At 65.8% G+C, this 22,747-nt stretch carries 24 protein-coding genes; 16 read left to right on the forward strand and 8 right to left on the reverse strand.

Annotated elements, in window-relative coordinates:
* Window positions 1-58: 58 nt before the first annotated feature.
* Entirely contained in the window at window positions 59-721 is a 663-nt protein-coding gene (locus NUW50_RS12705; protein ID WP_258289508.1) for a GntR family transcriptional regulator, read from the forward strand.
* Here NUW50_RS12705 and NUW50_RS12710 read toward each other — a convergent pair.
* The 5 genes from NUW50_RS12710 to NUW50_RS12730 form a co-directional block, all read right to left on the reverse strand.
* A complete protein-coding gene (locus tag NUW50_RS12710; protein WP_258289509.1) occupies window positions 718-1,584 on the reverse strand; it encodes a dioxygenase family protein in 867 nt (288 codons plus the stop codon). The two genes, NUW50_RS12705 and NUW50_RS12710, sit on opposite strands and share 4 nt — an antisense overlap.
* Window positions 1,585-1,594: 10 nt before the next feature.
* Complete coding sequence (locus tag NUW50_RS12715) at window positions 1,595-2,902, reverse strand: TRAP transporter large permease (protein ID WP_258289510.1); 1,308 nt, start codon at window positions 2,900-2,902, stop codon at window positions 1,595-1,597.
* Window positions 2,899-3,456 carry a TRAP transporter small permease subunit gene (locus NUW50_RS12720; protein WP_258289511.1) on the reverse strand — a complete coding sequence of 186 codons (558 nt, stop codon included), beginning with the start codon at window positions 3,454-3,456 and terminating at the stop codon, window positions 2,899-2,901. The genes NUW50_RS12715 and NUW50_RS12720 overlap by 4 nt, the downstream gene beginning before the upstream one ends.
* Window positions 3,457-3,485: 29 nt before the next feature.
* Entirely contained in the window at window positions 3,486-4,559 is a 1,074-nt protein-coding gene (locus NUW50_RS12725; RefSeq protein WP_258289512.1) for a C4-dicarboxylate TRAP transporter substrate-binding protein, read from the reverse strand.
* Between the two features lie 209 nt (window positions 4,560-4,768).
* On the reverse strand, window positions 4,769-5,434 hold the full coding sequence (locus NUW50_RS12730) for a malonic semialdehyde reductase (RefSeq protein ID WP_258289513.1): 666 nt from the start codon (window positions 5,432-5,434) through the stop codon (window positions 4,769-4,771).
* A gap of 199 nt (window positions 5,435-5,633) precedes the next feature.
* Here NUW50_RS12730 and NUW50_RS12735 point away from each other — a divergent pair, with 199 nt between their 5' ends.
* The 4 genes from NUW50_RS12735 (at window position 5,634) to NUW50_RS12750 (ending at window position 9,173) form a co-directional block, all read left to right on the forward strand.
* Window positions 5,634-6,020: a YciI family protein gene (locus NUW50_RS12735; protein WP_258289514.1), complete on the forward strand. Its 387-nt coding sequence runs from the start codon at window positions 5,634-5,636 to the stop codon at window positions 6,018-6,020.
* Between the two features lie 12 nt (window positions 6,021-6,032).
* Entirely contained in the window at window positions 6,033-7,277 is a 1,245-nt protein-coding gene (locus NUW50_RS12740) for a malonyl-CoA decarboxylase (protein WP_258289515.1), read from the forward strand.
* Between the two features lie 139 nt (window positions 7,278-7,416).
* Window positions 7,417-8,400: an NAD(P)-dependent oxidoreductase gene (locus tag NUW50_RS12745; RefSeq protein ID WP_258289516.1), complete on the forward strand. Its 984-nt coding sequence runs from the start codon at window positions 7,417-7,419 to the stop codon at window positions 8,398-8,400.
* 5 nt (window positions 8,401-8,405) lie between these two features.
* Window positions 8,406-9,173: a class II aldolase and adducin N-terminal domain-containing protein gene (locus tag NUW50_RS12750; protein WP_258289517.1), complete on the forward strand. Its 768-nt coding sequence runs from the start codon at window positions 8,406-8,408 to the stop codon at window positions 9,171-9,173.
* 150 nt (window positions 9,174-9,323) lie between these two features.
* Here the strand turns inward: NUW50_RS12750 and NUW50_RS12755 are convergent, their stop codons facing one another.
* Window positions 9,324-10,766: an aldehyde dehydrogenase family protein gene (locus tag NUW50_RS12755; RefSeq protein WP_258289518.1), complete on the reverse strand. Its 1,443-nt coding sequence runs from the start codon at window positions 10,764-10,766 to the stop codon at window positions 9,324-9,326.
* Between the two features lie 209 nt (window positions 10,767-10,975).
* Between NUW50_RS12755 and NUW50_RS12760 the strand changes: the two genes are divergently transcribed.
* The 4 genes from NUW50_RS12760 (at window position 10,976) to NUW50_RS12775 (ending at window position 13,548) form a co-directional block, all read left to right on the forward strand.
* Window positions 10,976-11,857 (forward strand): LysR substrate-binding domain-containing protein, encoded by an 882-nt coding sequence (locus NUW50_RS12760; RefSeq protein WP_258289519.1) that lies wholly within the window; start codon window positions 10,976-10,978, stop codon window positions 11,855-11,857.
* A 99-nt stretch (window positions 11,858-11,956) separates the two neighbouring features.
* Window positions 11,957-12,244 (forward strand): ArsR/SmtB family transcription factor, encoded by a 288-nt coding sequence (locus NUW50_RS12765; RefSeq protein WP_258289520.1) that lies wholly within the window; start codon window positions 11,957-11,959, stop codon window positions 12,242-12,244.
* Window positions 12,241-13,299: a permease gene (locus tag NUW50_RS12770; RefSeq protein ID WP_258289521.1), complete on the forward strand. Its 1,059-nt coding sequence runs from the start codon at window positions 12,241-12,243 to the stop codon at window positions 13,297-13,299. Before NUW50_RS12765 ends, NUW50_RS12770 begins: the two co-directional genes overlap by 4 nt.
* A gap of 12 nt (window positions 13,300-13,311) precedes the next feature.
* Window positions 13,312-13,548, forward strand: a complete 237-nt coding sequence (locus NUW50_RS12775) for a thioredoxin family protein (protein ID WP_258289522.1) — start codon at window positions 13,312-13,314, stop codon at window positions 13,546-13,548.
* A 63-nt stretch (window positions 13,549-13,611) separates the two neighbouring features.
* Here NUW50_RS12775 and NUW50_RS12780 read toward each other — a convergent pair whose 3' ends face one another.
* Window positions 13,612-14,109: an AAA family ATPase gene (locus tag NUW50_RS12780; protein WP_258289523.1), complete on the reverse strand. Its 498-nt coding sequence runs from the start codon at window positions 14,107-14,109 to the stop codon at window positions 13,612-13,614.
* A gap of 209 nt (window positions 14,110-14,318) precedes the next feature.
* On the opposite strand from NUW50_RS12780, the gene NUW50_RS12785 reads away from it, so the two are divergent.
* Window positions 14,319-14,726 carry an OsmC family protein gene (locus NUW50_RS12785; RefSeq protein ID WP_258289524.1) on the forward strand — a complete coding sequence of 136 codons (408 nt, stop codon included), beginning with the start codon at window positions 14,319-14,321 and terminating at the stop codon, window positions 14,724-14,726.
* A gap of 22 nt (window positions 14,727-14,748) precedes the next feature.
* Here the strand turns inward: NUW50_RS12785 and NUW50_RS12790 are convergent, their stop codons facing one another.
* The gene (locus tag NUW50_RS12790) at window positions 14,749-17,277 is read right to left on the reverse strand and encodes a cation:proton antiporter (protein WP_258289525.1); all 2,529 of its coding nucleotides are present in this window, start codon (window positions 17,275-17,277) and stop codon (window positions 14,749-14,751) included.
* Window positions 17,278-17,614: 337 nt separating this feature from the next.
* Between NUW50_RS12790 and NUW50_RS12795 the strand changes: the two genes are divergently transcribed.
* The 6 genes from NUW50_RS12795 (at window position 17,615) to NUW50_RS12820 (ending at window position 22,746) form a co-directional block, all read left to right on the forward strand.
* The gene (locus NUW50_RS12795; protein WP_258289526.1) at window positions 17,615-18,631 is read left to right on the forward strand and encodes a YHYH protein; all 1,017 of its coding nucleotides are present in this window, start codon (window positions 17,615-17,617) and stop codon (window positions 18,629-18,631) included.
* Between the two features lie 41 nt (window positions 18,632-18,672).
* Window positions 18,673-18,990: a hypothetical protein gene (locus tag NUW50_RS12800; protein WP_258289527.1), complete on the forward strand. Its 318-nt coding sequence runs from the start codon at window positions 18,673-18,675 to the stop codon at window positions 18,988-18,990.
* A 60-nt stretch (window positions 18,991-19,050) separates the two neighbouring features.
* Complete coding sequence (locus NUW50_RS12805; protein WP_258289528.1) at window positions 19,051-19,779, forward strand: hypothetical protein; 729 nt, start codon at window positions 19,051-19,053, stop codon at window positions 19,777-19,779.
* Between the two features lie 40 nt (window positions 19,780-19,819).
* Complete coding sequence (locus NUW50_RS12810; RefSeq protein WP_258289529.1) at window positions 19,820-21,160, forward strand: ferredoxin reductase family protein; 1,341 nt, start codon at window positions 19,820-19,822, stop codon at window positions 21,158-21,160.
* Between the two features lie 72 nt (window positions 21,161-21,232).
* On the forward strand, window positions 21,233-22,453 hold the full coding sequence (locus NUW50_RS12815) for an Lcl C-terminal domain-containing protein (protein ID WP_258289530.1): 1,221 nt from the start codon (window positions 21,233-21,235) through the stop codon (window positions 22,451-22,453).
* A gap of 83 nt (window positions 22,454-22,536) precedes the next feature.
* Window positions 22,537-22,746, forward strand: coding sequence for a 4Fe-4S dicluster domain-containing protein (locus tag NUW50_RS12820; protein WP_258289531.1), 210 nt, complete (start codon window positions 22,537-22,539; stop codon window positions 22,744-22,746).
* The last annotated feature ends 1 nt before the right edge of the window (window position 22,747 follow it).

The raw sequence follows: 22,747 nt of genomic DNA on the forward strand, positions 1-22,747 counted from the left end.
GAGCGTGCTAATATCGATATTATTTGAAGTCGCGCGGCGCTGCGGCTAGAAATGTGCCATGACACAGGAATCCAAGCCCCAGGGCTCCACGCAGTCGTCGACCCAACGTGCCTATCTTGATCTGCGATCCGCGATCATCATGGGGAAAATCCCGCCCGGCGAACGGCTGAAGGTCGAGACCCTGAAGGAAGTGCTGTCGACCGGGGCCTCGCCGGTCCGCGAGGCGCTGAGCCTGCTCACCTCGGACCAGCTGGTGGAGCGGATCGACCAGCGCGGGTTCCGCGTCGCCCAGACCAACCGGGCCCAGTTCCAGGAAATCCTGAACCTCCGCTGCGAGCTAGAAGACATGGCGCTGCGCCAAAGCATCTCGACCGGGGATCGGGACTGGGAAGACGCGCTGGTTCTGGCGCATCACCACATGACCCGCACCGACCGCAGCGATACCACCGCCTTCGAGGAGCGCCACAAGGAATTCCACATGGCGCTGCTGAAGGCCTGCAACTCGCCGATCCTGCTGCGGTTCTGCGGGCAGCTCTACGACCTGAACGTCCGCTACCGTTATCTGGCGGGCACATCGAAGTCCTACGGTCTGCGGGATGTGGCCGCCGAGCATCGCGCCATTCTCGACGCCGCCGTTCAGCGCCAGGTCGACAAGGCGTCGGAGCTGCTGATGGAGCATTACCGCAAGACCGGCGAGTTCCTGGCGGAACTGATCTCCTAGGCCTTCGACAGCACAAAATCGAACTCGACCCGGGAATAGGCGTCCGGCACCTTGCCCGACAGGGCGAAGCCTTCGGGAAAGCTGCCGGCGGGCTGCTCGACATAGGTCATGACAAGATCGTCGCGCACCCCGAAGACGGTGTCCTGATCGAGATAGGGGTCGTCATCGGGAAAGACCTCGGTCACGAGGGTCCGGAAGCCCTCTGCCGTGACGATGTAATGCAGATGGGATGGCCGCCAGGGATGGCGCCCGGCGGCGTCGAGGATCTGCCCCACCGGGCCGTCATTCGGGACCGTGTAGCTGACCGGGCGGACGGTGGTGAAGGCATAGCGCCCGTTCTCGTCAGCCGTCATCAGCGCATGGAAGGAGTGGATGTCCTGGTCGGGGTCCTGGCTGGAATACATCCCGTTCGGGGCGGTCTGCCAGATGTCGAGCTTCGCGCCGCCGACGGGGTTGCCGTCGGTGTCCCGCACATGGCCTTCGACCAGCAGCACCTGGCCTTCGAAGTCGCGCTTCATGTCGCCGCCGATCGGAAGTGGCGGCGGGTTCGAGACATGGAAGGGGCCGAGCACGGACGAGCTGGTCGCGCCGGGAACCGAATGCAGCATGTCGACCAGTGACGACAGCCCCATGACGTCGGACAGCAGGACGAACTCGTTCCGCTCCGGGTCGGTGATCCGGCCGGCCCATTCCAGCGCTTCGAGCCCCTTGCGCCATTCGGCATGGGTCAGCCTGGTCTCGCGGGCGAAGTCGTGCAGATGCCGGGCCAGTGATGTCAGGACCTCGCGCACGCGCGGGTCGGTGTCGGGTCCGAAATAGCTGGTGAAGACATCGGTTATGTTGTCCGGGGTGACTGTGCGCACGGGGATACTCCTAGTTCAGGATGGCGAGGCTGAGCATCGGGAAGCGGATCAGCAGGATCAGCACGACCAGCATGACCGCCGCGAAAGGCAGTGCACCGAGAAAGACATCCTTCAGGGTGATCCGGTCATCGTTCAGGGTCGCCTTGATGACAAAGCACGAGATGCCCAGCGGTGGTGTCAGAAGCCCGATCTCGGCGCCGACGACGGTGACGATGCCGAACCAGATCAGCGACAGGCCCATCGGTTCGATCAGCGGCAGGAACAGCGGTACGACGATCAGGATGATCGACGAGGTGTCGAGCAGCGTGCCGAGAAACAGCATCAGCACGACATAGAGCAGCATGACCGTGAAGTAGCTGCCGTGGCCCTCGGCCAGCAGGGCGCCCAGTTCGTTCGGAACGCCGGCAAGCCCCAGCATCCGGCTGTAGATCGAGGCCGCCGTGATCAGGAACAGGATCGCCGCCGTGATGTGGCCTGTCTCAAGCAATGCCGCCCAGAATACCTTCAGGGTCATTCGCCGCCGGAACAGGGCAATGACCAGCCCGACGAGAGAGCCGGCCGCGCCCGCCTCGACCGCGGTCAGCCAGCCGGTGTAGATCCCGCCCAGAACGATGGTGATCAGCCCGAGGACCGGCAATGTCTTTGCGGCGATCTCGCCCCAGGGCAGGGCGCGGATGTCGTCGGCCTCCCGGCCTCCGACGAAACCCGGCGTGAACCGGCCCATCAGGAAGATCGCGCCGACGAAGGCGCAGGCAAGCATCAGGCCCGGAACGACCCCGGCAAGGAACATGTCGCCGACCGATTGCTCGGCAACGAAGGAATAGATGATCAGCATCGCCGAAGGCGGAATGATCATGCCCAGCACCGAGGAACCGGCCACCACCCCGACCGCAAAGCGCGGGTTGTAGTCGAGGTCGAGCATCTGCGGCACCGAGACCTTGGAAAACACCGAGGCCGAGGCGATCGACGACCCGGTGACGGCGGCAAACACCGCATTGGCGCCGACGGTGGCCATGCCGATTCCGCCCTTCACCCGCCGGAAACCGGAACTCATCACCTCATAGACATCGCCGCCGAGTCCGGCCTTTGCGACGATCAATCCCATGAAGGTGAACAGCGGCACCGTCGCGAAGGTGTATTCCATCACGCTGTCGCTCAGCGCGACCTTCAGCAGGTTCATCGCCAGGGTGAAATTGTCCCGCATCAGCCAGATCGAGACGAAGGACACGACCCCGAGCGCAATCGGGATGTAGAGCCCCAGGTAGATCAGTACGACGATGGCCACGACCGACATCAGGCCGATCTCGATCGGAGTCATTGCGCGTCCTTGTGTTCGGGCGCCCGGATCATTTCCGGCTTGTGTGCCGGCGACAGGATCTTGAGCAGGAAGATGAGCGCGCAGAGCGCGGCACTGAGGAAGATCACCAGCTTGATCGGCCACCAGGGCGCCGTGAAGACGCCCGGCACGCCGAAATAGTTCTGTGTCTCCCACATCTTGGTGAACTCGGGCCAGATGGCGATCGCGATCAGGGTCATGAAGACGGCCGAGACCGTTTCGATCACATGGGTCAGGATCGCCGCCACGCGCGGGGCCCGCTGGCCGATGATCACCAGGAAACCGTCCGAGCGGGTCAGCCGGTCCACCCGCACGACATCGGGCAGTTGCAGGAAGACGATGAGCACCATCGAGAACTGCACCACCTCGACGGCGCCCAGGAAGGGCGCATGAAACACGCTTCGCGCCACCACGTCGAAGCAGACCACTCCGACCAGCATCATCACCACCAGCGTTCCGGCGACATTGGCCGAAACCGCGATCCGTCTTGTCAGCAGCGAAAGGACGCCAACTGCACGTCTGAACAGGGCACGCATCTTGTCAGCGTCCTTCCGGTCTTGCTGCCTTACTCGGCGGCCCAGTTGCGCACGCCGGTATAGCCGTCCGCCTCGAGCTTCCCGAGATAGGCCTTTAGCATCTCGGTGCCGGGCTGGCCGCTCTGGTCGAGTTCGGCGGCCCATTCGGCTGCGATGTTGGGCATCGCCTCGGCCCAGGCGGCGCGATCCGCGGCGCTCAGGGCGACGATGGTGCCGCCCGCGGCGACATAGGCATCGCGGCTGGCCTTGGCCTTGTCCATCGCGATTCCGGCGATGTGGTCACGATAGAGCACCGCGACCTCTTCCAGAACGCCCTTCACCTCGTCGGGAAGGCTGTTCCAGTAATCCGCGTTCACGGTCACGGTCTTGGTGTTGACGGCCCCGAAATCGACTTCCAGCATGTAGGGGGCCACTTCGGCGATCTTGAAGGTCTCGGCCGCTTCCGGCCAGAGCATCGCCTGATCGACCAGACCGGTCTGCAGCATGTTGTAGAAATCGGTCAGGCCGCCGCGAACGCCGGCCGCACCGGAAATCCCTTCGAGATAGCGCAGGTTCATCCCGGCGCCGGCGACCTTCTTGCCTTCGATATCGGCAATGCCGGCAACCGGGGTGGCGCTGAACAGCTGATAGGTGTCGAGCACGACGCCGGTGGCCAGATAGACTTGGTTCTGGGCGGCGAATTCGGCCTGCATCGACGGGAACTCGTGGGCGATCTCGTCAACCGCCTTGGCCACCGCACGGGCGTCGGCCGCGACGAAGGGTGTCACCGCCGAGATCGCCTGGCTGGGCAGCTTGGACGAATGGAAGATCGTGGTGACGATGCCGATGTCGCCCAGTCCCAGCTGGATGCCTTCGAGAACGCCCTTGGGCTTCACGATCGCACCGCCATAGCTTTCCTGCCAGTCCATCGCGTAGTTGCCGGTTTCGGCAAGGCGCTTGTCGACCTCGGGAATGAAGAAGTTGGTGAACTCCTCCACCCACATCGACCGGGCCGGATAGCCGTCGATGACCACGGCCTTGATCGTTTCGGTCGCGAAGACCGGGGCGGCCACCAGCCCCGACATGAGGGCACCGAGTGCCGATCCTTTCCACCAAACGTTCATTCTTTCCTCCCTTGAAAGTTGTCGTCCCGTTCGAAGCTCAGGCCTGTCGCCCGTTGACCTCCGATTGCATCTCTGCGGCCCGTTGGGCTGCGGTGACGGCCGCGTCGCTCCCGCGCGCCCGGTTCCGGCCCGTGGCCCGGGTCCGCCATGGGGGCCGGGCCGCGGCGCCGTTTGTCCGGTTTGTTCCCCGTCGTCGTGTCATCTGCCGCTCATGCGAATGAACACACCTCCTCGAACCGGAACCGGGGAAGCTTCTGGAACAGCGCGCTTTCATCGGCGTAGCCGATGTTGCACAGGAAGTTCGATTTCAGCGTCGTCCCGGCAAAGAACTCCTCGTCGACGGTCGCGTTGGTGAAGCCGGACATCGCGCCGACATCCAGTCCGACCGCCCGTGCCGCAATCATGAAATAGGCGCCCTGCAGGGTGCCGTTGCGAAAGGCGGTGGTCTCGCTGTGCCCGGGCTTGCCCTCGAAATGGGGCCGTCGATCCTCGTGCGGGAACAGGAACGGCAGCTTGCGCCAGAATTCCAGGTCGTAGGCGATGATCGCGGTCACCGGGGCGGCCATCATCTTGTCGATGTTCTTGGCCTTTAGAGACCTCGCCAGCCGCTCCTTGGCCTCGGGCGTCCGGACAAAGACGAACCGCGCCGGGCAGCAGTTCATGCTGGTCGGGCCGGAAATCGTGATCTCGTAGATGGTTCGCAGGAGTTCGTCCGGGACGGGTTCGTCCTTCCACGCGTAATGTGACCGCGCGTCTCGCAGGATCAGGTCGATCGAGGCGTCATCCAGACGGGGCAGGCGGTTCTTCAGGGCGCGGAACGCCGCCTGGGCTTCCGCCCTTGCTGTCTGCAATGCTGCGCCTGTCAGTCCATTCATGTCGATCTGCCGTGTCTTGTTTCCTGGCCAAGCCCGCAGTCCGGGCCGTTCGGCCGCACTGTCGGGCCCTTTCGCTGCCCGCTCTTCCGAACGCGCGAAAGGACCGCCGTATCCTGTTCATTCTTCTTGTTTGACTACGTTTTGGGGTCTTGTCAAATAAAATCGATATTTCTAGACTTGCGGGGATACGGAGGCGAAAATGGTCAAATGGACGGAATACGAGCAGACTGCCAGGGGACGTGGCGCGCTGGCGCTGGAGTTGTACCTGGTCGACTCGGTGCCCGCCGGCAGCCCGGAGGCCGTGAAGGACAACCTGCCTTCGCATCTCGAATACCAAAGGGAGATGGAGACGCGCGGGGCTCTCGTTCTGGCCGGGCCGACGTCCGACCTCTCGGGGGACGAGATGCAGGGCAGGGGGCTGATCGTCTATCGCGCCGCCTCCATGGACGAGGCACGGGAAATGGCCAGCGCCGACCCGATGCACAAGAGCGGTGCGCGCGAATTCACCCTGCGCAAGTGGCTGGTGAACGAGGGCAGCCTGTCCCTGTCCGTCGGCCTGTCCACCGGACGCGCCGTCCTTTCATGATCGCGAGGCAAGATGCCGGCATCCAATTCGCTCGGGGAGCTGCTTTCGACCATCTTCGAAAGACGCCCCTTTTCGCGTGTCGAGCAGGACAACCGCTCGGCCGCGGACCTGTGCCGGGCTCTGCTGTCGCAAAAGACCGAACTGACCGGCGTGCAGATCGCCGCCCTGCTGCTGGACCGGTACAAGGGCTTTGACGCCGAACAGAAGCTGGAGTTCTTCCGGCTGCTCAACGACGAGTTCGACATCGACCGGGCGGCGATCGCAGGGCTGGCAAAGGCCTATGCCGACGATCCTTCGTCCGAAAACTACGCACGGTTCTCGGCCGGGGCAGAGCCGAGACGGCAGGAACTGTTTCGCCGCCTGAACGAGGTGCCCGGCGCGACGGCCGAACTGGTCGGGATGCGGGCCGACCTTCTCGGCTTCCTGAAGTCCGAACCGCTGCTCGCCCGCGTGGATCAGGATTTCCTTCACCTGCTGAGAAGCTGGTTCAATCGCGGCTTTCTGGTCCTGCGCCAGATCACCTGGGGCAGCCCGGCCTCGATCCTGGAAAAGGTCATTGCCTACGAGGCGGTGCATGAAATCCGGACATGGGACGACCTGCGCCAGCGGTTGCAGCCCGTGGACCGGCGCTGCTTTGCATTCTTCCACCCCGCGATGCCGGACGATCCGCTGATCTTCGTCGAGATCGCTCTGGTGAGCGGGGTTCCCGCCTCGATCCAGGAACTGCTTTCGGGCGACCGCAAGGTGCTGCGCGACGACGAGGCCGACACGGCGGTCTTCTACTCCATCTCCAATTGCCAGAAGGGGCTTGCGGGTGTCTCCTTCGGCAATTCGCTCATCAAGCAGGTGGCGCGTGATCTGGCCCGGGACCTTCCCAACGTGAAGTCCTTTGTCACCCTGTCGCCGATCCCGGGCCTGGTGCGATGGCTGACGCGCGAGGACAGGCTGGCGCAGGCCGACGACCCGACCATGCTGCGACGGCTGGCCGCGCAGTATCTGGTTCAGGAAAAGACCGGGGACGGGCGACCCCTGGATCCGGTCGCCAGATTCCACCTGGCCAACGGCGCCCAGATCCACGCCATCCATGCCGACGCCGACATTTCCGAGAACGGGCTCGCCCAGTCCCGGGGGGTGATGGTCAACTACCTGTATGACCTCGGCCGGATTTCGCGAAATCTCCAGCAATTCGCGGAATCCGGGGCCGTCGCGGCCTCGTCTGCGGTCCGGACCCTGGCCAGGCAGGCTTCGAAAGGCTGAGATTCGGTCCGCCGCCGGCGGTCTTGCCCGTCAGCAGAACTGCCCCATTGGGTCAAATCGCATTGCTTTACTGGGCCTGCGATCTGCCGCAGCCTTGCGCGGGCATGTTGCGATCCACGACAAGAGGGCAGTTCTCCGGATGAAAATCGGCTTTATCGGACTTGGCAATGTCGGCGCGAAGCTGGCGGGAAGCCTGTTGCGGAACGGTTTCGACCTGACCGTGCATGACCTGGACCCGGAGCGGGTGGCCGCCTTTGTCGCCCGTGGCGCCAGCGCCACCCCCGGCCCGCTGGAGATGATGCGGGATTGCGACGCGGTGATCACCTGCCTGCCGTCGCCGGCGGCCTCGGCCGCGGTGGTCGAGGAGATGCTGCCCGCAGTGGATGCCGGCAAGATCTGGATGGAGATGTCGACCACCGACGCGGGCGAGGTCAAGCGGCTGGCGGCGCTGGTCCGGGAACATGGCGGGGCGGCGATCGAATGCCCCGTCTCGGGCGGCTGCCACCGCGCCGACACCGGCAATATCTCGATCTTTGCGGGCTGCGACCGCGCCACCTTCGACCGGATGCTGCCGGTGCTGACGACCCTGGGCCGCCGGATTCTGCATACCGGCGAGATCGGCACCGCCTCGACCCTGAAGGTGATGACCAACTACCTGGCGACCGCCAACTTGCTGACCTGCTGCGAGGCGCTGGTGACGATGAAAGCCGCCGGGCTGGACCTGAACACCACCTACGAGGCGATGAAGATCTCGTCCGGCACCTCCTTCGTGCACGAGACCGAAAGCCAGCTGATCCTGAACGGCTCGCGCGACGTCTCCTTCACGATGGACCTGGTGAAGAAGGATATCGGTCTGTTCCAGAAGATCGCCGATCAGGCCGGGGTTCCGCTGGAGATCAGCCCGCTTCTGGTCGAGATATTCGATGACGGCATCGCCCGCTTTGGCGAACGCGAACTGTCGCCCAACATCATACGGCGCCTGGAAGAGGCCACCGGGCTGAGCATCACCGCCCCCGGTTTCCTCGCGGAACTGGTTGATGACGAGCCCGAGGAACCGGGTTACGAGGTCATCCCGACCGGTCTCGATGCCGCCGCGAAGAGCCCCGCCATGGCCGAGGAATGAGCCCGATGCAGACCACCACCGCCGACCGGTCCAGCAAGTCCAACATGGACCACTGGAACCTCCGCGCCGATCTGGCCGCAGCCTTCCGCTGGGCGGCGCGGCTGAACATGCATGAGGCGGTGGCGAACCACTTCAGCGTCGCGGTCAATGCCTCGGGGACAAGGTTCCTGATCAATCCCAACCAGATGCATTTCGCGCGCATCAAGGCGTCGGACCTGCTGCTGCTGGATGCCGAGGACCCGTCGGCGCTGGACGCGCCGAACGCGCCCGACCCGACCGCCTGGGGCCTGCATGCGGCGATCCACCGGACCTGCCCGCATGCCCGCTGCGTGATGCACACCCATTCGATCTGGGCCACCGTTCTGGCCTGCCTGGCCGACAGCACGCTGCCGCCGATCGACCAGAACACCGCGACCTTCTACAACCGCTACCTGGTGGATGACGCTTTCGGCGGGCTGGCCTTCGAGGCCGAGGGGCTGCGCTGCGCGTCGATGCTCTCCGACCCGGCCAGGAAGGTCATGATCATGGGCAATCACGGAGTCCTGGTGGTGGGCGACAGCGTCGCCGACACCTGGAACCGGCTGTTCTACTTCGAGCGTGCGGCCGAAACCTATGTCCGCGCATTGCAGACCGGCCAGTCGCTGCGGGTCCTAAGCCCCGAGATCGCCGAGAAGACGGCGCGGGAACTGGAGGACTATCCCGGCCAGGCCGATGCGCATCTGCGTGAACTGCGCGCGATCCTGGACGACGAGAACGATCCCTACGCGACCTGACCCTTCATCCTTTCGCAGAGGACGAAACGGCGACGACGGAAGCGATACGCGAGTATCGGGACGGGGCTTCGTGCCCGGCCTGTCCGGCGAAGGCACCGAATTCCTAGGTGTCATTGGCTGCGGCGCGCCGCGGCCCCCAGTCGCTCGCGCTCAGGCCACGAAGGGTGGCCGGACCTTCATCTCCAGGTAGTCCTCCAGCCCGAAGCGGCCACCTTCGCGGCCGTTGCCGGACTGCCTGAAGCCGCCGAAGGGCGAGCCGTAATCGGCATCGCGCCCGTTGATATGGATGCCACCGGCCCGCAGCCGCCGGGCGACGCGGATCGCGCGATCCTCGCTTCCGGTCTGGATATAGGCGGCCAGGCCGTAGTCGGTGTCATTGGCCAGCGCGATCGCCTCTTCCTCGCTGTCGAAAGGCGTCATCGCCAGAACCGGGCCGAAGATCTCCTCGCGCCAGATGGCCATGTCGGGGGAGACATCGCAGAACACCGTCGGGCGCACGAACCAGCCGCCTTGCAGCCTTTCGGGCAGGCCATCGGGACGCCCGGGACCACCGGCGAGCAACCGGGCGCCGTCGTCCAGCCCCTTGCGGATCATCGTCTGCACCCGGTCATACTGCAGCCGGTCGAACAGCGGCCCGATATGGTCGCCTTCCTCGGCGGGATCGCCGACCGGCTGCGCCTCGGCCGCGGCGCGGGCGATTTCCAGCGCCCGGTCATAGACACTTCGTTCCACCAGCATGCGCGTCGGCGCATCGCAGGACTGGCCGGTGTTGTAGAAACAGGCCGCGACCCCTTCGGTCACACGGGCGTCCAGGTCACAATCGGCAAAGACGAGGTTCGGCGACTTGCCGCCCAGTTCCAGCGTCACCCGCTTGATGGTCGCCGCGGCATCCCGCGACACCGCGCTGCCGGCGCGGGTCGAGCCGGTGAAGGACATCATCGCCACGTCCGGGTGCCGCGACAGCGCCGCGCCGACGGTCGGGCCCTCGCCATGAACCAGGTTGAACACCCCGGCGGGGAAACCCGCCTCGTGCACCATCTCGGCATAGATCTGCGCCGAGAGCGGCGTATGTTCCGAGGGTTTCAGAACGCAAGTCGCGCCGGTCGCCAGCACCGGCACCACTTTCAGCGCGATCTGATTGATCGGCCAGTTCCAGGGCGTGATCAGCCCGCAGACGCCGATCGGCTCGCGGCTGAGGATATCGCCGTTGGGCAGGGTCTCTTCCTCGTCCAGCGCTTCCAGCGCGGCGATGAAACCCTCCAGATGGCCCAGCCCGGAATAGGCCTGCACCTCGCGCGCCATGGTGGCGGGAGCGCCCATTTCCGCGCTGATCGCCCGGCCCAGATCGTCGAGCCGGGCGCGTGTGATCCCGGCCAGCCGGCGCAGCAGTGCCAGCCGCTCGGGTTTCGGGGTCAGTGAATAGCTTTCGAAGGCGGTGCGTGCGGCGGCGACGGCACGGTCGACATCCTCGGCATTGCCGAGCGTCAGCGTTCCGATCCGCGCATTGGTCGAGGGGGTCAGGATCGGCATCGTCCGGGTGCCAGAGGGCGCGACCCAGGCCCCGCCGATGTAGAATCTGTCTGCGGTGATCATCTCTGTCTTCCCCTTCGGCCATCACAAGCTGCCGGACACCCGCCGGATGCAAGGCGCCGGCGCTGTTGTCATTCGTCGCACAATGGGGCAGCAGGCAGCCGGGAATGCAAACGACGATATTGACCGCTCAGGCCCCATTCATCTTCGGGCAACCGGCCGGCCGCGGTCCGGAAGCCCTTGGGCATTGTTCGGGAAGGAACCGTGACAACATGCGCCGACTGCCCCATGTCACCTGGCTGCGGTCGTTCGAGGCCGCCGCGCGTCACAGCTCCTTCAGCGCCGCCGCCGACGAGTTGCACCTGACCCCGGCGGCGGTCAGCCAGCAGATCCGGCTACTGGAACGGCATCTGGGTATCCAGCTGTTCAAGCGCCTGGCCAAGGGGGTCGAACTGACCGACCTCGGTCAGGCCTATGCCCTGCCGATCCGGAAGTCCTTTCTCGAGATGCAGACGGCGACGGACGGGCTGTTCAGCGACAGGCGCAAGTCGCGTCTCCGGGTCCGGTCCTCGATCTCTTTCGCGGCGCTGATCCTGGCGCCACGGCTGAACGGCTTCCGCCGACTGTATCCGGAAGTCGAGATCGAACTGTCGACGACGGTCTGGGCCGACCGGATGAGCGATGCCAGCATCGATCTCGACATCCGCTATGGCGAGGGAGACTGGCCGGAGCACAGCATCCACCCCCTGCCGATCGCGGCGGAGACCATCGTCTGCCATCCGGATTACGCCGGGACGCTGACCGGTGCGCCGCCGGCCGAAGCGCTTTGCGCGGCCGACATCGTGCAGATCGTCGGTTCGGAAACCGACTGGGACCGGATGCTGGACCGGTTCGGCGCCGACCGGCCGCGACCGTCGCACTGGATGAAGGCGGACTCCTCGTTGATCGCCCTGCAGATCCTCGGCGGCGGCCATGGCTGCGCCATCATCAGCCGCAGCTTCGCCAGGCATGATCTGGAGGTGGGCCGGCTGGTCGCGCCTTTCGGGGTGGAGATTCCGATGGGCCAGAGTTTCTACCTCGTCGAGCGGGATGATCTGGGCTCCCGGCCCGATGCCGGCGCGTTCATCGACTGGATTCGGGACGAGCAGCTCTAGGGCGGATGCAAGGAGCGCGGGGCAGGGCGCATGGCGCCATGCCGTTGCCGGCTGACATGGATCAAGGCGCATATGCGCCCGGGCGCATATCTATCCTGCATGCAAGAGATTCTCACCGCCCTCACCGACCCGACACGCCGCGCCGCACTCGCGCTGCTCTGGCGCGGTGGCGAACACTGTGTCTGCGAGTTGATGGCCAGGCTCGGCACCAGCCAGAGCCGGATGTCGCGGCACATGAAGGTGCTGCGCGAGGCCGGTCTGGTGCTGGACCGGCGCGACGCGCAATGGGTGCGCTATCGCCGCAATCCGGAACTCGCGCCGGAACTGGCTGCCGTCATCGACGCGGTGCTGGCCGCGGAACGCAAATCTGAAAGGAAGGTCGCATGACCACCGAAACCCATGCCCCGATGCCGCATCGCGCGGCGCCGGACTGGCTCTGGTATCTTGGCGTGCCCGTCGCGGGTGTCCTGCTCTACCTGCTCTACGGTCAGTTGATCCCGATCTCGGAATGGCTGACCGGCCTGTTCCCGGTGGCGCGCGACAGCCACACCGGTGAGGCGATCGCCTTCTTTACCTATGACGTGCCCAAGGTGCTGCTGCTCCTGACCGGGATCGTCTTTGTGACCGGCGTGCTTCGCAGCTGGTTCAGCCCCGAGAAGACCCGCGCGCTGCTTGCCGGCAAGCGCCAGATCTGGGGCTATCCGCTGGCTGCCGCCCTGGGCGTGCTGACACCTTTCTGTTCCTGCTCCTCGGTGCCGCTGTTCATCGGTTTCGTCTCGGCAGGGATTCCGCTGGGTGTGACCTTCTCCTTCCTGATCGCCGGGCCGATGGTCGGGCCGGTGGGGCTGGGGCTGCTCTATGGCCTCGTCGGCTGGAAGATCGCCACGATCTACCTTGTCTTCGGTTTCACCATCGCCACCGTTTCGGGCTGGGTGCTGGGCCGCTTCGGGCTTGAGAAATACCTTCAGGACTGGGTGCGCGAGTTGAATGCCGGCCCAGTGGGCGACCTGCCCGAAGAGCGGCTGACCCTGGTGGACCGGCTGAAGATCGGGCTGGAACAGGTGCGCGAGATCGTCGGCAAGGTCTGGATCTGGGTGCTGGTCGGCATCGGCATCGGCGCCGCGATCCATGGCTATGTGCCCGAAGCGGTGATGCTGAAGATCATGGGCGGCGAGGCCTGGTGGTCGGTTCCGGCAGCGGTGGTCGTGGGCGTGCCGATGTATACCAACGCGGCCGGGGTGATCCCCATCGTCGAGGCGCTGCTGGGCAAGGGCGCGGCCCTTGGCACGACCCTGGCCTTCATGATGTCGGTGATCGCGCTCAGCCTGCCCGAGATGGTCATCCTCAAGCAGGTGCTGACCTACCGGCTGATCGCCATCTTCATCGCGGTTGTCGCGGCGGGCATCCTCGCCACCGGCTTCCTTTTCAATTTCCTGCTCTGAAAGGACATCCTCATGAAAACCGTCAAGGTCTACGGCCCCGGCTGCAAGCGCTGCGAAGCCACCGAAGCCATGGTCAAGGAAGCCGCCGCCCGGCTCGGTATCGAGGTCGCGGTCGAAAAGATCACCGATGCCAAATCCATCGCCGTGGCGGGGGTGATGTCGACGCCGGGCCTCTCGGTCGATGGCAAACTGGTCCATGCCGGCGGCCTGCCCGACGCGGCCAAACTCGACGGCTGGCTGACCGCATGACAGGGTCTGCCGCCCCATCGGCGGGTTTGCCTGCGGATTGTGGGGGCTGGGGCGCGGCGGGAGTCAGCCGTTGTCGCCATGGACAACGATATTGAAGTCCTCCTCAGGCGAGGGGGCGACGAAATGGCGAGAGAACTGGCGGAATTGCTCCTCGGTCGCCGCGAAGGGATGATCACCTTGCGCGTTGCGCGCCCGCAGCCGGGCCAGGCAGACCTCGTCGGGCGGGTTCAGGACATGAAGCTGATGCGCGGCGGCGGTCCGGTCGAGGATGCTGCGCATCCATTTTCGGCTTTCGACGGTGTTCGCAGGAAAGTCTAGGACCACCGAAACCTCCGCGTTCAACAGGGATACGACATGCGGCCCCATGACTTGCTGCAAACTGGCGGCACATCGCACATAGTCACGGGCAGTGGTCATCCGATCGGCAAAGAGCGCGCCCAGCCATTCGTCCTCGGCCAGCAGGACGGTGCGGTCCTGACGTCCGAGCCGGGCCGCCAGAGTGGATTTTCCGGCGGCGATCTTTCCGCAGAGCATATGCAGGACGGGGGAGGCGGAGGACATTGTTGAATTCCATGTTCAGCTCTGCGGGGGCCAGCCCGGCCGAGTAATCGAACAGCCGTTGTGCCCCTCGGGGCAGGGTTTTAGCGCCCGGCCGGCGGCAGACAAGCCCCGGGGGCCGGTTTTGTCGACGGCATGCATCGCTTCGATGCACGGGCGCGCGCTGCCCCTGCGGCACGAATTGCCATGATGATACCGTTCAAGGAGTGTGAATGATGCTGGAATACAAGATCACCGCCCGTCGGATCGACAGCCACGGGTCCGAGGCGCGGGCCAAGTCGGCGCGGATCGTGCTCGACACCGACATGGCCGGGCGCGACGACGCGTTCAACCCGGCCGAGATGCTGCTGGCCAGCCTTGCCGCCTGCATGCTGAAGGGTGCCGAACGGGTGGCGCCGATGCTGGAATTCGACCTGCGCGGCATGGAGATCAGCCTGCACGGGGTCCGGCAGGACAGCCCGCCGAAGATGGTCCGCATCGACTACGAGATCACCGTCGATACCGACGAATCCGACCAGCGGCTCGACCTGCTGCATCGCAACCTGCGAAAATACGGCACGATCTCCAACACGCTGGCCGAGGCGACCGAACTGGTGGGCACGATCCGGCGGGCGGGCTGACACCCGGACCATGGCGCGCGGATCAGGTCGGAGAGGTTCCGGGCCCGTCCCCGTTGTCCGGCGACAGGGTCGAGGACGGAATCCCGCGTTTCTCGGCACTGGCGCGGACGGCCTCCTGCAGGGCCGCGCTGCGGTCGAGCAGCCGGCGGAACCGTGCTTCGTCAAGCACCAGGAGCGTCGAGGGGGCGATGGCCCGAACCTCGGCGCGGCGCGGCTTGTTCATCAGGATCGCCATCTGTCCGAACATCTCGCCCCGGCCCAGCCGCCAGGTTTGCCCCGCGCTTTCCAGCTCGACGGCGCCCGAGGCGATGAAGAACACGCTTCTGGCCGCCACGTCCTTGCGGATCACCAGATCGCCGGCGTTGACATACCGGGTCTGAAGCGCCCGGCCCAGCCGTTTCAGGGCCGCATCGTCCAGTTCGGCGAAGACCGGGAACTGCCGGACAAGCTCGGTCCGCTGCAATGCGATGTCGAGGCCCGGGCGCTCCTCGGCGGCGGCGCGGCGGGCCTGCAGGCCCCGGATCAGCGCGGTGTAGACCTCGGCCCCGATCAGCCCGTCTTCCCGCATCGCCGCGTATTCGCGTTCTTCCAGCCGCAGTGCCGTGCGGCGGATGAAGCGCCGCTCCAGTTCCTCGGCATAGCCCGGGTATTGCAGCCGCAGGCCTTCGAGCGCCGTCTCCACCGCCTCGATCCTGCGTGACAGCAGCTCGCGCAGCAGCTCCGCCACCCGGCGTCCGTGGATCCGGCGGATCCGCCCGTCGATGAAGGTGCCGAGATCACGCAGGATCAGCCGCTGCGACAGCAGAAGCTCGAACCGGTCGGCGGTCAGCCGGGCCAGCGGGGCCGAGAGGCCGAGCCGGCGGTGCAGAAGATCGGCGGCCCGGAAGGCCCGGCCATAGGCGACGCTGCGCCGCGCCGCGCGCTGGTATCCGCTGCGGCCGCCGGTGCGCGCCCCCTCGATCAGCCGGTCGGCATCGGACAGCACCTGTTCGGCCATTCCCGCCGAGATCGTCCGCTCCCGCACCCGGACAAGGATGCTGTCGCGTTCATGCCCGGCCAGCGCGATCAGCCCGAGCGTCACGCGGTCGCGGTCGAGGATGTCGGCGCTTTCCTCGGCATCCTTCACCGCCACGTCCAGCCGGGCCCCGAAGTCCTTGGCCTCGGAACGCACGATGTCGCGGCTCAGGTCGTAGTTCTCGGTCGTGGTCGCCACGTCCTCGCGCACCGTCTGCAGGGCGACGGCGACGACCTGCCGCGACAGGGCTTCGTCGATGGGGGACAGCCGGTCGAGCCCGAGCCAGCCGATCATCGAACGAAGCGTGGTGCCCTGAACGAACAGGGTGAAGAGCGTGAAGCCGGTGGCGAGGATGCCGACAAGGCGCTTGGTCTCGGCCGGGACCCGGAAGCTCTCGGTCACGGCGAGGGCCAGCGCCAGCGTCACCGCGCCGCGCAGCCCGCCCCAGAGGATCGCCACCCGGTAGCGCGGTTCGATCGCCGGCGAGACCCGCAGCAGCGTCAGCAGCGGCAGCAGCCCGAACAGGATGATCGCCCGCGCGACGATGGCGGCCAGGATCACCACGCCGACCAGGGCGACATCCGCGGCCCGAACCTCTTCGAGAAGCCGCGGGATCAGCAGCGCGGCCAGAATGAAGATCAGCGCCCCGGCCCAATGTGCCAGCATCCCCCACAGTTCCCGCAGGTTCTTCCAGGTCTGCGGCGACAGCCGGCCCGGCCCGGTCAGGTTCAGCGTCAGCCCCGCGACGACGACGGCGATGACACCCGAGGCGCCGACGCTCTGTTCGGCCCCGATATAGGCCAGATAGGGCAGGGAGATCGAGATCGAGAGCTGGGCCAGTTCATGGCGGCTGAACAGCGCCATGACCCAGACAGCGATCCGGGCCGACAGCCAGCCGGTGAACGCACCTCCGGCAATCAGCACCGGGAACCGGGCCAGCGCGTCGCGCAGGCTCGGGTCCGGCACCCCGAGCATCACGAAGCCCATGAACAGGCCGAAGATCGCGATCGCCGCGGCGTCGTTCAGCAGGCTTTCGCCTTCGATGATCCGGGCCAGCCGGCGCGGCGCCGAGATCGAGCGAAAGATCGAGACCACCGCCGAAGGGTCGGTGGTGGACACGATGGCCCCGATCAGCAGGCAGGCCGCCAGGGGCAGGGCGCTGACCCAGTACAGGGCATAGCCGACGCTGAGCGTGGCGATGACGACCGCCACCACCGCCAGCATCAGGATCGGCACCCAGTCGTCCAGCATCCGGCGCAGGTTCATCCCCAGGGTCGCCTGGAACAGCAGCGTCGGCAGGAAGACATACAGGAAGACATTCGACCGGATCGGCAGGCCGAGGATCGCCTCGGCCACCGGGTTCAGCGCATCCGTCAGATCGGTGCGGAGAAAGAAGATCGCACCGGCGCCGATGAGCACGCCGAGCATCGCCAGGATCACGCTGTAGGGCAGGCGCAACCGCGCCGCCAGCGGCTCGGCCGCGCCGATGACGAAGAAAAGCGATGCAATGACCGTCGTGACGACAACAATATCCATGGGGTTGAAATACCACAAAATTCAGGCGGGGCATGGTCAAAGTTGGGGCCTGTGATCGCAACGGGTCCGATTTTTCGGGCCTGCGCGGCCGCCCATGCCCCGACGATCCCTGCCAGCCGTTCCCTTGCCGCGCGCCCTGCTCCGGCACATGCCGCCGCAACAGGGCCGGAGGAACCCCGAGAGGCCAGCCGCCGGCGCGTTTCCGCCGGACGGGACCGGCGTTGTTGAGGAAGGCATGGAAGCCGGGCCGAATGATTTGTATGCTAATAGTTAATATGCTAGTGGTATCGGGACCGCAAGTCCGGACATTCTTGCCGCCATATCCGAGGGGACCTTCATGACCGCAAAAGCACCTGCCCATTCAGGCCTGGCCCTGGCCACGCTTGCCCTGCTGACTGCCGGGCCGGCCCTTGCACATTCCGACGATTCCGGCCTTGCCGCGATCGCGGAGTTCTTCGAGACGGCCGATGTCGTGGCCGGCCCCGATCTGGTTGATTGCACCCTGTCCGGCGGCACCGAAACGACCTGCTTCTCGATCACCGTCCGCCCGGACCCCAAGACCTACACGCCCGGGCCCTGGTGCCCGACCAATGTCTCGGATGGGGCCGAAGCCGGCGGCATCTGGTTCCTGGAGGGCGAAGCCGTCGATGTGGACGGCGCCTTCATCGCCAGCCTGGCCGAGGTCTATGGCGACTCGAACTGGCAGTTGTTCGATCCCGAGACCGGGGCCGTCCGCTATACAGGCACCCTGGAAGCCTGCGAGGCGGCGGCGCGCCCGGATGTCGATCCGGCCTATCGGAACTACTGCGTGCAATGCCTGCCGGAATACATGCCGGAAGATACCTCGGTCACCTATGTCATCCCGCTGCATGCGGTCCCCGCCGAGCGGCCGTCGCCGACCAACCTGGGCGGGGCGGGCCTTGCCCGGAACGGAGTGCGGCTTGACGGTCCGGCGCCTGTCGATGCGATCCTCGGAGCCTACACCATCGCGCCCTTCGACGATTGCGGCGGCCATGTGAACACTCATGTCGGCTATCACTACCACGCCGTGACCGATTGCCTCTCCGATGCGGCGGCGGAACTGGACGGGGCCGGGGAGGCGGCGATCCACGGCGGCCAGATCGGCATCGCGATGGATGGCCATGCGATCTTTCCGCACCTGCTGGCCGATGGCTCGGCTCCCGAGGGGCTGGACGAATGTTACGGGCACGAAGCCGAGGGCCTGACCTACCATTACCATGCCGGGGCTGCGGGCTCGAACCAGATTCTTGGCTGCCTCGCGGCGGAAACCGGCTGCACGCTCGTAGAAGGACAGACGACCTGTGATGCCAGCGGTCGCCCGCCGCGCCCCTGAGAGTCGCGGCCAACCCGAAATGCTGCCGGAGACCATCCGAAATGACCCTGAACCACCTCCCCCTGCCGTCGGTCGCACTGGCCGCGTTGCTGGCCCTGCCTCTGGCCGCGACTGCAGATGACGGCGGCGGGACCGTCCCGCCCGAACCGGCGCAGGCCGAGGCACCGCCTCCAGGTGGCCCACAGGGCGGCCCGCCGCCGCGCGAGGCATTCGAAGCCTGCGAAGCCAGGGTCGAGAACGACAGCTGTTCGGTCACGGGTCCGGAGGGCACGAAACTGGACGGTGCCTGCCGGCTGCCACTGCAAGGTCGGGATGACGCAATGCTCTGCGTCCCCGACGGCGCGGGACCCAGGGGCTGACCCAACTCAGGCCCCGTTTCTGCCAAGAGGCGATAGCGCGACGTGACCCCGAATATCCACATGGAAAAGTCCCAAGGCGGCCTTCCCGATCCGAACGCGCTGGCGCGGGTCGGCCGCGCGGCGCTGATCATCGCCGTGCTCTGGCTGGTCTCCAGCCAAGGCTACTACATGCTGGTCGCGCAGCTCGGTCTGGAGAACGGCTATGACGGGGCGCCGGTGCTGTTCACGGCCTATTATCTGGGCTGGGCGGCGTTGTCCCTGTGGCTGTTCCGGGGCCTGTTCACCGAGGCGCTGAGCCACCGGACGGCGGCGCGCGAGGGGCTGGTGATGCTTCCCATCCTCGCCGGTTTCGCGCTTTTCGTGGTCTATGTCCTTCCGTTGCTGCCCAGCGTGTCGAAACTGCGCGCACCGTCCGAAGCGCCCGATTTCATGTTCGCCTCGGCCTGGTACTACCTGCCGAAATCCGCCGATATCCTGTTCCAGCAGGTATTGGCCGCCGGGCTGATCCTGACCGCCGCCCGGGCCGGTTTCGGCCTCATGCGGATCGCGATCGGCATGGCGCTGGCCTTTGGCGGATTCCATCTGCTGCTGGCCTTCGACGGATATACCCCGACCTATGTCACCCGCTTCACCCTGTCGGCGACCGCCTTCGGGGCGCTGCTCCCCTATCTCTACCTGCGGGTCAACAACGGCTTCCGCTGGGCCTATTCCCTGCACTGGGGGTTCTACGCGCTCGATGCCACGCTGACCCATTTCCTTCTTGCGGCCCCGCCATGGGCCCAGAGCTGACCAAGGCGCATTGCGCGAGAACTCAACCAGGACAAGTGACGTGAAGACCATCAAGACCAGTTTCTGGGCCCTGTTGTTCGGCCTTTCCCTTCTCTGGCTGGCGACCAGCCTGCCGCTTCCCGAAACCCTGAACGTGATCACCATCCGCAACCTGCTGATGCAGTATTCCGGTGTTCTGGCCATCGGCGCGATGAGCGTGGCGATGATCCAGGCGGCCCGCTGGGGCTGGGTGGACAGGTGGCTGAACGGGCTCGACAAGTCCTATCGTCTGCACAAGTGGCTCGGGATCACCGCGCTGGTCGTGGCCGTCGCACACTGGGTCTTTGCCAATGGTCCGAAATGGGCCGTGTCTCTGGGTCTGATGGAGGCGCCCGAGCGGCGGCGACCGACCGGCGACGCGCCCGAACTGGGCGCGATCCGGGAATTCCTCAACAGCCAGCGCGGCACCGCCGAGATGCTGGGCGAATGGGCGTTCTACGCCGCGGTCGTGCTGATCGCCGCCGCATTGATCAAGCGGATTCCCTACCGGTTCTTCGCCTCGACCCACACGTTGCTGGCGGTCGTCTATCTGGTGCTGGTCTTCCACGGGATCGTCCTGCTGGATGTCGGGGCCTGGACGCAGCCGCTCGGCATCGTGGTGGCGCTGCTGATGGCCGGAGGCGTCGTGACCGCCGTGCTGGCCCTGACCCGGCAGATCGGCCGCCGCCGCCGGGTCGGCGGGAAGATCACCTCGGTGCTCAAGATCCCGTCGATGAAAGTGACGGAAGCCGAAATCACCCTCGACGCGGCCTGGCCGGGCCACAAGGCGGGGCAGTTTGCCTTCGTCTCCTTCGATCGCAAGGAGGGCAAGCACCCCTTCACCATCGCCTCGGCCTGGGACCCGGCCACCCGGTCCATCACCTTCATCAGCAAGGGTCTGGGCGACTACACCGAGCGTCTGCCCGAGAAGCTGGCCGTGGGGGACGAGGTCACGGTCGAAGGGCCCTATGGGCGCTTTACCTTCGAGGACGGAAAGGACCGGCAGATCTGGATCGGGGCAGGGATCGGCATCACGCCCTTTATCGCCCGGCTGAAGCATATGGCGGCGACACCCGATGGCAGGCAGGTCGATCTGTTCCACTGCGTGCCCGAAATCGCTCCCGAGGCCCGTGACCTGCTCGCCCGGGACGTCGCGGCGGCCGATGTCGATCTGCACCTGATGATCGACAGCCGGGACGGGCTGCTCACCGGCGCGCGCCTGCGGGAGATGCTGCCGGACTGGGCCTCGGCCAGCATCTGGTTCTGCGGACCGGCGGCCTTCGGCGCCGCGCTGCGCAAGGACCTGATCGCGCACGGTCTGCGTTCCGGCGCGTTTCACCAGGAACTCTTCAACATGCGCTGAGCGCCGCCGCCACCGGCGGCAGCGCATCACGACACGCAATCAATCGAACGAAAGACCGCAAAGGAACCAGACATGAGCCTTCACCAACGGATTGCAGCGGTCGGTCGCGCGACCCTGATCCCCGGAATGGTCGTCTGTGCCGCCCAGGCGAGCGCTGCCGAACGGACCAGCTACACTCTTGTCGATACGATGCAGGACAAGTGCTTCGATGTCGCGGGAGCCGCCATCGATTGCCCCGCCGAGGGCGCAGCCCTCTATGGCCAGGACGCGCAGCACCCGCGCCTTGCGGCGTCCTATACCGACAATGGCGATGGCACCGTGACCGACGACAACACCGGCCTGGTCTGGCAGCAGACGCCCGGGAACGACCGCCTGCAATACGCCGACGCGATCGGCTATTGCGAGGCGCTGGAACTGGGCGGCCTGACCGACTGGCGGCTTCCCGCGATCAAGGAGCTCTATTCACTGGCCGACTTCCGCGGCGAGCTTCTGAAACCGGAAGAGGGCAGCCCGACGCCCTATCTCGATACCGCGGTCTTCGACTTCGACTATCCCGAGGGCCAGATGGTCTTTGCCGGCCAGTACTGGAGCAGCACGCTCTACCTGAAGGGCCCGATCATCAATGGTCGCAACCAGGGCGCCTTCGGCTTCAACTTCGCCGACGGTCATATCAAGGCCTATGGCACCGGGCTTGATTTCTACACCGGCGGACCCTCGACGAGCAGCGGGCTTTCGACCGGGGACAAGGCGCCCGGAAACTTCGTGCGCTGCGTCAGCGGCGCGGCGAATGTCTATGGCGTCAACGAGTTCGCGGACAACGGGGACGGCACCATCACGGATTTGGCCACCGGCCGGATGTGGCAACAGGCCGATGACGGCACCCGCCGCGAATGGGCCGAGGCGCTTGCCTATTGCGAGGCGCTCGACCTGGGCGGCCATCAGGATTGGTATCTGCCGAACTCCAAGGAACTGCAGAGCATCGTCGATTACGACAAGACCGGCTTTCCGGCCATCGACGAGGCCTTCTTCGGCATCACCCGGGATTCCGAGACGCTCGACTATTGGACCAGCACCACCTTCGGGGACATCAAGAGCCATGCCAATGTCATCGTGTTCGGCAAGGCGCTGAGCAAGGCGGGCGACCAGACCGACTATGTCGATTGGCACGGTGCCGGCGCGCAACGCTCGTCGATCAAGACGCTGACCGGACAAGAGTTGACGGACGAAGACCTGTGTTCGGTGAATGCCTGCGACGTAGACCGTCCGGACAATCTGGTGCGCTGCGTGCGTTAGCGCGGCTCCAACCCCGGTGAATGCGGGAGGGCATTCGCAGCGGGCATCCTGCCCATGTTCCGAAAGCAAAGGACACCAAGCCCATGACGATCAAGAGTATCAATGGCTGCATCGGTTGCGAGGAATGCGTCAAGTCCTGCCCCTGCGACGTGCTCCGGATGGAGCACGGCAAGGCGGTGATCGCCTATCCCGCCGATTGCCAGATCTGCCACCTGTGCCGGATGTATTGCCCCGTCGACGCGATCGAGATGGCGCCCGAGAAATCCATTCCCGTCGTTCTTCCCTGGGGCTGAG

The organism is Frigidibacter sp. ROC022 (genome assembly GCF_024723735.1).
GTDB lineage: Bacteria > Pseudomonadota > Alphaproteobacteria > Rhodobacterales > Rhodobacteraceae > SLM-1.

What these genes read in the sequence shown, in the direction of transcription:
- NUW50_RS12705 (WP_258289508.1), top strand. Translation starts at nt 59, where the DNA reads ATGACACAGGAATCCAAGCCCCAGGGCTCCACGCAGTCGTCGACCCAA.
- NUW50_RS12715 (WP_258289510.1), bottom strand. Translation starts at nt 2,902, where the DNA reads ATGACTCCGATCGAGATCGGCCTGATGTCGGTCGTGGCCATCGTCGTA.
- NUW50_RS12720 (WP_258289511.1), bottom strand. Translation starts at nt 3,456, where the DNA reads ATGCGTGCCCTGTTCAGACGTGCAGTTGGCGTCCTTTCGCTGCTGACA.
- NUW50_RS12725 (WP_258289512.1), bottom strand. Translation starts at nt 4,559, where the DNA reads ATGAACGTTTGGTGGAAAGGATCGGCACTCGGTGCCCTCATGTCGGGG.
- NUW50_RS12730 (WP_258289513.1), bottom strand. Translation starts at nt 5,434, where the DNA reads ATGAATGGACTGACAGGCGCAGCATTGCAGACAGCAAGGGCGGAAGCC.
- NUW50_RS12735 (WP_258289514.1), top strand. Translation starts at nt 5,634, where the DNA reads ATGGTCAAATGGACGGAATACGAGCAGACTGCCAGGGGACGTGGCGCG.
- NUW50_RS12740 (WP_258289515.1), top strand. Translation starts at nt 6,033, where the DNA reads ATGCCGGCATCCAATTCGCTCGGGGAGCTGCTTTCGACCATCTTCGAA.
- NUW50_RS12745 (WP_258289516.1), top strand. Translation starts at nt 7,417, where the DNA reads ATGAAAATCGGCTTTATCGGACTTGGCAATGTCGGCGCGAAGCTGGCG.
- NUW50_RS12750 (WP_258289517.1), top strand. Translation starts at nt 8,406, where the DNA reads ATGCAGACCACCACCGCCGACCGGTCCAGCAAGTCCAACATGGACCAC.
- NUW50_RS12755 (WP_258289518.1), bottom strand. Translation starts at nt 10,766, where the DNA reads ATGATCACCGCAGACAGATTCTACATCGGCGGGGCCTGGGTCGCGCCC.
- NUW50_RS12760 (WP_258289519.1), top strand. Translation starts at nt 10,976, where the DNA reads ATGCGCCGACTGCCCCATGTCACCTGGCTGCGGTCGTTCGAGGCCGCC.
- NUW50_RS12765 (WP_258289520.1), top strand. Translation starts at nt 11,957, where the DNA reads ATGCAAGAGATTCTCACCGCCCTCACCGACCCGACACGCCGCGCCGCA.
- NUW50_RS12770 (WP_258289521.1), top strand. Translation starts at nt 12,241, where the DNA reads ATGACCACCGAAACCCATGCCCCGATGCCGCATCGCGCGGCGCCGGAC.
- NUW50_RS12775 (WP_258289522.1), top strand. Translation starts at nt 13,312, where the DNA reads ATGAAAACCGTCAAGGTCTACGGCCCCGGCTGCAAGCGCTGCGAAGCC.
- NUW50_RS12780 (WP_258289523.1), bottom strand. Translation starts at nt 14,109, where the DNA reads ATGTCCTCCGCCTCCCCCGTCCTGCATATGCTCTGCGGAAAGATCGCC.
- NUW50_RS12785 (WP_258289524.1), top strand. Translation starts at nt 14,319, where the DNA reads ATGATGCTGGAATACAAGATCACCGCCCGTCGGATCGACAGCCACGGG.
- NUW50_RS12790 (WP_258289525.1), bottom strand. Translation starts at nt 17,277, where the DNA reads ATGGATATTGTTGTCGTCACGACGGTCATTGCATCGCTTTTCTTCGTC.
- NUW50_RS12795 (WP_258289526.1), top strand. Translation starts at nt 17,615, where the DNA reads ATGACCGCAAAAGCACCTGCCCATTCAGGCCTGGCCCTGGCCACGCTT.
- NUW50_RS12800 (WP_258289527.1), top strand. Translation starts at nt 18,673, where the DNA reads ATGACCCTGAACCACCTCCCCCTGCCGTCGGTCGCACTGGCCGCGTTG.
- NUW50_RS12805 (WP_258289528.1), top strand. Translation starts at nt 19,051, where the DNA reads ATGGAAAAGTCCCAAGGCGGCCTTCCCGATCCGAACGCGCTGGCGCGG.
- NUW50_RS12815 (WP_258289530.1), top strand. Translation starts at nt 21,233, where the DNA reads ATGAGCCTTCACCAACGGATTGCAGCGGTCGGTCGCGCGACCCTGATC.
- NUW50_RS12820 (WP_258289531.1), top strand. Translation starts at nt 22,537, where the DNA reads ATGACGATCAAGAGTATCAATGGCTGCATCGGTTGCGAGGAATGCGTC.